At 41.9% G+C, this 6,419-nt stretch carries 5 protein-coding genes; 1 reads left to right on the forward strand and 4 read right to left on the reverse strand.

All coding sequences use genetic code 11. From position 1 onward, the window contains the following. Positions 1–83 precede the first annotated feature (83 nt). The 4 genes from AC4II3_RS30510 to AC4II3_RS30525 form a co-directional block, all read right to left on the reverse strand. The gene (locus tag AC4II3_RS30510) at positions 84–632 is read right to left on the reverse strand and encodes a calcium-binding protein (protein ID WP_488029110.1); all 549 of its coding nucleotides are present in this window, start codon (positions 630–632) and stop codon (positions 84–86) included. A gap of 316 nt (positions 633–948) precedes the next feature. Continuing rightward, on the reverse strand, positions 949–1,605 hold the full coding sequence (locus AC4II3_RS30515) for a calcium-binding protein (protein ID WP_488029111.1): 657 nt from the start codon (positions 1,603–1,605) through the stop codon (positions 949–951). Between the two features lie 315 nt (positions 1,606–1,920). Then, positions 1,921–3,177: a calcium-binding protein gene (locus AC4II3_RS30520; protein ID WP_488029112.1), complete on the reverse strand. Its 1,257-nt coding sequence runs from the start codon at positions 3,175–3,177 to the stop codon at positions 1,921–1,923. Positions 3,178–3,523: 346 nt separating this feature from the next. Further along, the gene (locus AC4II3_RS30525; RefSeq protein WP_488029113.1) at positions 3,524–4,675 is read right to left on the reverse strand and encodes an AZOBR_p60025 family cell surface glycopolymer formation protein; all 1,152 of its coding nucleotides are present in this window, start codon (positions 4,673–4,675) and stop codon (positions 3,524–3,526) included. Between the two features lie 391 nt (positions 4,676–5,066). Between AC4II3_RS30525 and AC4II3_RS30530 the strand changes: the two genes are divergently transcribed. Next, positions 5,067–6,272, forward strand: coding sequence for a transposase (locus AC4II3_RS30530; protein WP_488029114.1), 1,206 nt, complete (start codon positions 5,067–5,069; stop codon positions 6,270–6,272). Positions 6,273–6,419: the final 147 nt, after the last annotated feature.

A 6,419-nucleotide genomic window follows, 5' to 3' on the forward strand; every position in this document is an offset into this window, starting at 1 on the left:
CCCTGATCAAAAATGCGCCTGAGTTAACTCAGACGCACTATGCTCCGGCAAGCTTTGCTCCACCGCAGGCTTGCAGAAAAACCCTAGACAAACACTTGATCGAGATTGTTGATCAGAGTGCTAGCTTGAGTCCAACTCACCACACCCAGAAGCTCTCCGTTGCGGGAGATTTCAGCACCCTTAGCACCATCAACAATGCTGATCTGACTAGTATCGCCAACATGTAAGGTAGTTTGACCAAGCTGGAAGTTATTAATAGTATCAAAACCATCACTGTTTACGAGGATAATTAGATCCTTACCACCTCCTAGCCAAATGGTGTCGTTACCACTGCCACTATTAATGTAATCATCCCCAGAGCCAGAATAGAGCACGTCATCACCAGACATACCAATGACTGCATTATCACCTTCACTGCCAAAGATGGTATCGTTACCAGTACCACCGATAATCGTATCCGACTGTGAACCACCCTCAAGCCGGTCATTACCCTCACGCCCGAAAAGGATATTCATTCCCTCACGACCAAAGATCATGTCATCGCCAGCCAAACCATCAATCTGATCGTTTGCGCCAGTGCCTGACAGGGTATCATTGCCTTCTGTTCCCGTGATAATATTGAAAGATTCCATTGATGTTTGCTCCGTAATTAATTAATCGTTAGCTTTGATGTAGCCCAAACCTCGGTTGTATCTGAAGTTACATCTGAGGTGGTGTCTGAGGGTGTATCTAAAAACTGCTGTGTTTTTCAGCCTCTAATGGTTAATCAAACTAAATGTTCCCTTTTTCTACAAAAGGCCAGACTCTTGTAATATTTCTTAACAAAAGGCCTGGAGAGAGCAACCCTGATCAAAAATGCGCCTGAATTCACTCAGACGCACTATGCTCATAAAAAAATGATTTTATGCTCCGGTAAGCTTTGCTCTACCGGAGGCTTGCAGAAAAACTTTAGACAAACACGTCATCGAAATTGTGGTTGAGAGTGCTAGCTTGAGTCGAACTCACCACAGCGAGGAGGTCTCCGTCGCCAAAGATTTTAGCACCATTAGCACCATCTTCGATGACAATGTGACTAGATTTTGCAACATCAAAGGTAGTTTGACCAAGCTGGAAGTTGTTGACAGTATCAAAGCCATTGCCGGTTTCGAGGACAATTCGATCCTCACCACCTCCTAGCTGCAGGGTGTCGAAACCACTGCCACTATTAATGAAATCATTGCCAGAACCAGAAAAGATGATGTCATCACCAGAACCACCAAAGATTGTATTATTACCTTCACTGCCTCTGAGGGTATCATTACCGCTACCACCGCTAATGAAATCCCGCTGTGAACCACCCTCGATCAGGTCATCACCACTACCGCCGTAAAGGGAATTAACTCCCTCAGCTCCTCTGATGGTATCGTTACCGCTACCACCGGTAATGAAATCCCGCTGTGAACCACCAAAGATTTCGTCATTGCCACTACCGCCGAAAAGGGAATTAACTCCCTCACTACCAAAGATCTTGTCATTGCCAGCAAAACCCCGAATCCGATCGTTTCCGACAGTGCCAAACAGGTTATCATCATCTGCTGTTCCTGTGATATTATTGATAGAATTCATTGATGTTTCCTCCTTAATTAGGAATCGTCAGTTGTTATTTAACCCACACCTCGGTTGTATCTGAAGTTACATCTGAGGTGGTGTCTGAGGCTGTATCTAAAAACTGCTGTGTTTTTCAGCCTCTAATGGTTAATCAAACTGAATCTGCTCTTTTTCTACAAAAGGGCAGTTTTTTGTAATATTCCTTAACAAAAGTCCTGGGCAGACTAACCCTGATCAAAAATGCGCCTGAGTTAACTCAGACGCACTATGCTCATCAAATCATGATTTTATGCTCTGGCAAGCTTTGCTCTACCGGAGGCTTGCAGAAAAACCCTAGACAAACACCTGATCGAGATTGTCTATGAGTGTGCTAGCTTGAGTCCAACTCACCACAGCCAGGAGGTCTCCGCCGCTCGAAATTTCCGCACCATTAGCACCATCAATGATGCTCAGCTGACTACTATCGCCCGCATCAAAGATAGTTAGACCAAGCTGGAAGTTATTGATAGTATCAAAGCCATTGCCGCTTTCGAGGATAATTAGATCCTCACCACCCCCTAGCCACAGAGTGTCGTTACCACTGCCACTATTAATGAAATCATTGCCAGAGCCAGAATAGATCAGGTCATCACCAGCACCAGCAAAGATTTCATTATTACCCTCACTGGCGAAGATGGTATCATTACCGCTACCAGCATTAATAACATCCAGCTGTGAACCACCGTAAATCAGGTCATTACCAGCACCAGCAAAGATTTCATTATTACCTTCACTGGCGAAGATGGTATCATTACCGCTACCAGCATTAATCACATCTAGCTGTGAACCACCGTAGATCAGGTCATCACCAGCACCAGCAAAGATTTCATTATTACCTTCACTGGCGAAGATGGTATCGTTACCGCTGCCACTATTAATCAAATCATCGCCAGCGCCAGAATAGATCAGGTCATCACCAGTACCAGCAAAGATTTCATTATTACCCTCACTGGCAAAGATGGTATCGTTACCGCTACCACCGCTAATCACATCCAGCTGTGAACCACCGTAGATCACGTCATTACCATCACCGCCGAGAAGGGTATTAATTCCCTCACTACCAAAAATAGTGTCATTGCCAGCCAAACCCTCAATCTGATCGTTTTCGACACTGCCGAACAGGCTATCATTGCCTGATGTTCCTAAAATAAGATTGTCGTCAATATCTAAGTTAATGTTGAGATCAATCAAGCCTGTGTTGAAGGAAAAGCCATCAACAGCAATTTGGTAGGTTGTACCAGCGCTAACAGTAAATACAACTTCACTTTGCAAACCAAAGGTGTCATCATTACTGGCAATCTCTGTTAAGCTGTTAACTGCTGAACCGGTGTAGACTGCGAGGGTAGTGTCGTAGTTACTCCCAAAAGTGTCAATGGTCACGATACCATCAGCGGGAGCTGTCCAAGACCACCAAGCAGAATTTAACGGGCTGCTAAATTCTGCATGATTCGGCTCACCTGGCTCCCCAGTGAAACCCACGTTAGTGCCTGTGGTACTAACTGATGTACGCTTTAAGAATATCCGGTCTGCAAAGTTATCATTAGAAACCATCAATGTTTTCTCCGTAATTAATAAATTCTCAGTTGTGATATAATGCACACCTGGGTAGTATCTGAGGCTGTATCTGAAAACTGGTGTGATTTTCAGCCTTTAATAATTAATCAAGTTAAAATTGCCCTTTTTCTGAAAAAAAACAATTTTTGTAATAGTTATTAATAAAATCTGTGGGTATAAAAAACCTCATTAAAAATGCGCCTGATTTCACTCAGACCCACCAAATTAGGTTACCCCTTAACTATAAGGATAGCGCTATCAAAGACGCTATCTATGCATTTTTTTTACTTTTGTTAGAGTTTTATTAAATTTTACCGAATCTTCATTTTACCTTTCCGGTTTTTCATGAATGGGCAAGTAAATAGGTGATGCTTGCCAAGCTGGCACCAGCCATGACGATATTTTTTAAATAGCTTAAATAGCGTTGTGAGTAACTGCTACTGAGTAATAGTAAGAAATAGATATCTAGGTATACACGAGAATAATCTAAATAATACCCTAAGATAGTCATGCTAGTCATTGAAAATAGCACAGCATAAATAATGGCACTGATTAGGATAACTTTGTTTTCTCGTCGGGATTGACTGGCTAGCAGTATAGTAACTACAAAAGCTGCTATTAATAACGCAAATGAATAAGCTTCAAACAGGTTTTTTCCCCCTAGTCCTCCTGTGAGACTATTAATCAGCTTTTGACCTATGCCAAATAGGGGGTAGCCAAAATTTTCACTACCTTCTAGATTCTCTTGAGCTTCTAGACGATAGAAAACATAGATAGCCCAGCCAGCTACTGGTATCCAAGCCCATAATAGATGTTGCAGCTGCCGACCTTTGCGTTCCCATATACTGGTTAATAAAATTGCCAACCACATTAATAGCATTGTCTCCCGTGTCAGACAAGCAGCTGCAATGGTTATTGCTGTGTAAATCGGTTTTTCATTGCGATAAAAATAGATAGCTGTTACCAGCAGCAAGCTACTGATTAAATCAGCTGTTGAAAGGGATAAAACCATCCAAACTCCTGGTATACAAAGAACCAGGAGTGATTGCCAAGTTCTACCACTATATCGTTTGAAATATAAACTACTGACAAATACTATGAGAATAATAGCTAGACAGTTAATCCCAACCATTGCGTAGGGAATTAGCTGGGGATTCCCAAAACCTAATAGATAACCTAGCAGTGGATACAGAATTCTTCTGTAGCGATATTGCGGAGGAGTAATGGCTTCTATTGTCCCTGAGTTTTCTAACCATGGATCGAGGGCAATACTCAGAAACTGTTGACCATCATATCCCTGCTCTCCCTGATAAATCAATACTTGATCACTATTGAGATAAGGAGAAATAGGGAATAGTGACCCAATTCTGAAAAAGCCAGTAATATTTCCTTCAAATTTTACAAAATAAAAGAAACTTACTATAACTACTACTAAAATAGCAGCCAATATTGTGTACCTAATCTCAATCGGCTGCCGATTCCATAATTGTTTCATAATCTAATATCATTTTCGGTTGAACACTTATAATTAGTAGATAATAGGGAACAGGGAACAGGGAACAGGGAACAGGGAACAGGCAATAAAGAGGGAGATTACTTACAAGAAGAAAGCAAATTTTTTTGATAACTGATTATGTTAATAATATCTAATATACTATTCCCTTTCTTACTAAAGACTATAGTTTTTTCGGTTTAATTAGGTATAACAAAAATTTCCCTGTTCTCTCTTCTCTATTGCCTATTGCCTATTGCCTATTGCCTATTGCCTATTGCCTTCCCCTCCTGGGAGGGGTTAGGGGCTTACAAGGGTATGATTTTAATATGGAAGGTATTCGCTGCCCAGAAAATCAATCAAGAGTAAAACCAAACACGATATTGTAAAACTGATGAAGAAAAGTCCTCAAGCTTATCAGGAATGGTTAAGAGTGGTCATCAAAAAAATGCCCCACTTGAGTAAATCTCAGGCCATAGGATTAGCGATGTGGAGCTTTGCAATCGCCATAACTCACAGTTGTGGATTATCGACGGTAACAGTGTTTCTAGCACAATTATTCAATAAGCCAGAAGGAAATGTCAGAGAACAATTGCGACAATGGTATCGAGAAGCCAATAATAAGTATGGTAGGTTCCGACAGGAAATAGAAGTAACTCAAAGTTTTAAACCGTTATTAACTTGGTTGTTGAGTTGGTGGTCGAAGGATGAAAAAAGCCTGGTGCTAGCTGCAGATGCTTCCACCTTGGGACAGCGCTTTACATTGTTGGTGATTAGTGTAGTCTATCGTGGCTGTGGCATTCCTGTCGCCTGGAAAATTATCAAAGCCACAGAAAAAGGTAGTTGGAAACCTTACTGGTGTCAATTGTTCTCACACATCGAAGATGGCATTCCTGATGATTGGTTTGTGATTGTTGCTACAGATAGAGGGTTGTATGCCAAGTGGCTCTACGAGGCCATCAGGAAAAAGGGTTGGCATCCTTTGATGCGAATTAATCATCAAGGATATTATCGAGCCTCACACCATAATACTTTTGTCCCAATGTCTTCATTAATTACTCAGGTTGGTCAGCACTGGAGTGGTCGAGTCACCTGTTTTGCGACTCATAGTCTTGATTGTACTCTTCTGGCTAACTGGGAATCGGGCTATGCTGACCCTTGGTTAATCTTGACAGATCTATCTCCACAACAAGCTCAAATCTGTTGGTACAGTATGCGTAGTTGGATTGAATGTTTATTCAAAGATATTAAGCGTGGTGGTTTGGGCTGGCATCACACCAAAATGAGTGATCCTCAACGGGCTGAAAGATTATGGTTAGCCATTGCCACCGCCACATTGTGGTTGGTTAGTGTTGGAGGAGAAACTGATGGTGATTTATCTGCTAGCAGTCTGTGTGACAACCATGGCCAGAATTTTAGTGAATTAGATCTTTCACCCTCAACAGCCACTGTCCAACAGACTAGTTGTGTACTCAATCAACCTACTCGTTATTTAAGTTGTTTCAGACGAGGATTTTTAAGAATTTTGGCATCTGCGATTAAGGGCATGCCTTTACCTACAGGTAGATTTATTCCCGATTTTTCTCCTGCCCCTGGATGAATCTTAAAAACATACCCTTGAAAGGGGGTTAGGGGTGGGTTCCTATTGCCTATTGCCTATTGCCTATTGCCTATTGCCTTCCCCTCCTGGGAGGGGTTAGGGGTGGGTTCCTATTGCCTATTGCCTATTGCCTATTGCCTATTGCCT

Source organism: Moorena sp. (assembly GCF_982860115.1).

Coding starts and splice junctions, on each gene's coding strand:
- AC4II3_RS30520 (WP_488029112.1), bottom strand. CDS start 3,177: ATGGTTTCTAATGATAACTTTGCAGACCGGATATTCTTAAAGCGTACA.
- AC4II3_RS30510 (WP_488029110.1), bottom strand. CDS start 632: ATGGAATCTTTCAATATTATCACGGGAACAGAAGGCAATGATACCCTG.
- AC4II3_RS30530 (WP_488029114.1), top strand. CDS start 5,067: ATGAAGAAAAGTCCTCAAGCTTATCAGGAATGGTTAAGAGTGGTCATC.
- AC4II3_RS30525 (WP_488029113.1), bottom strand. CDS start 4,675: ATGAAACAATTATGGAATCGGCAGCCGATTGAGATTAGGTACACAATA.
- AC4II3_RS30515 (WP_488029111.1), bottom strand. CDS start 1,605: ATGAATTCTATCAATAATATCACAGGAACAGCAGATGATGATAACCTG.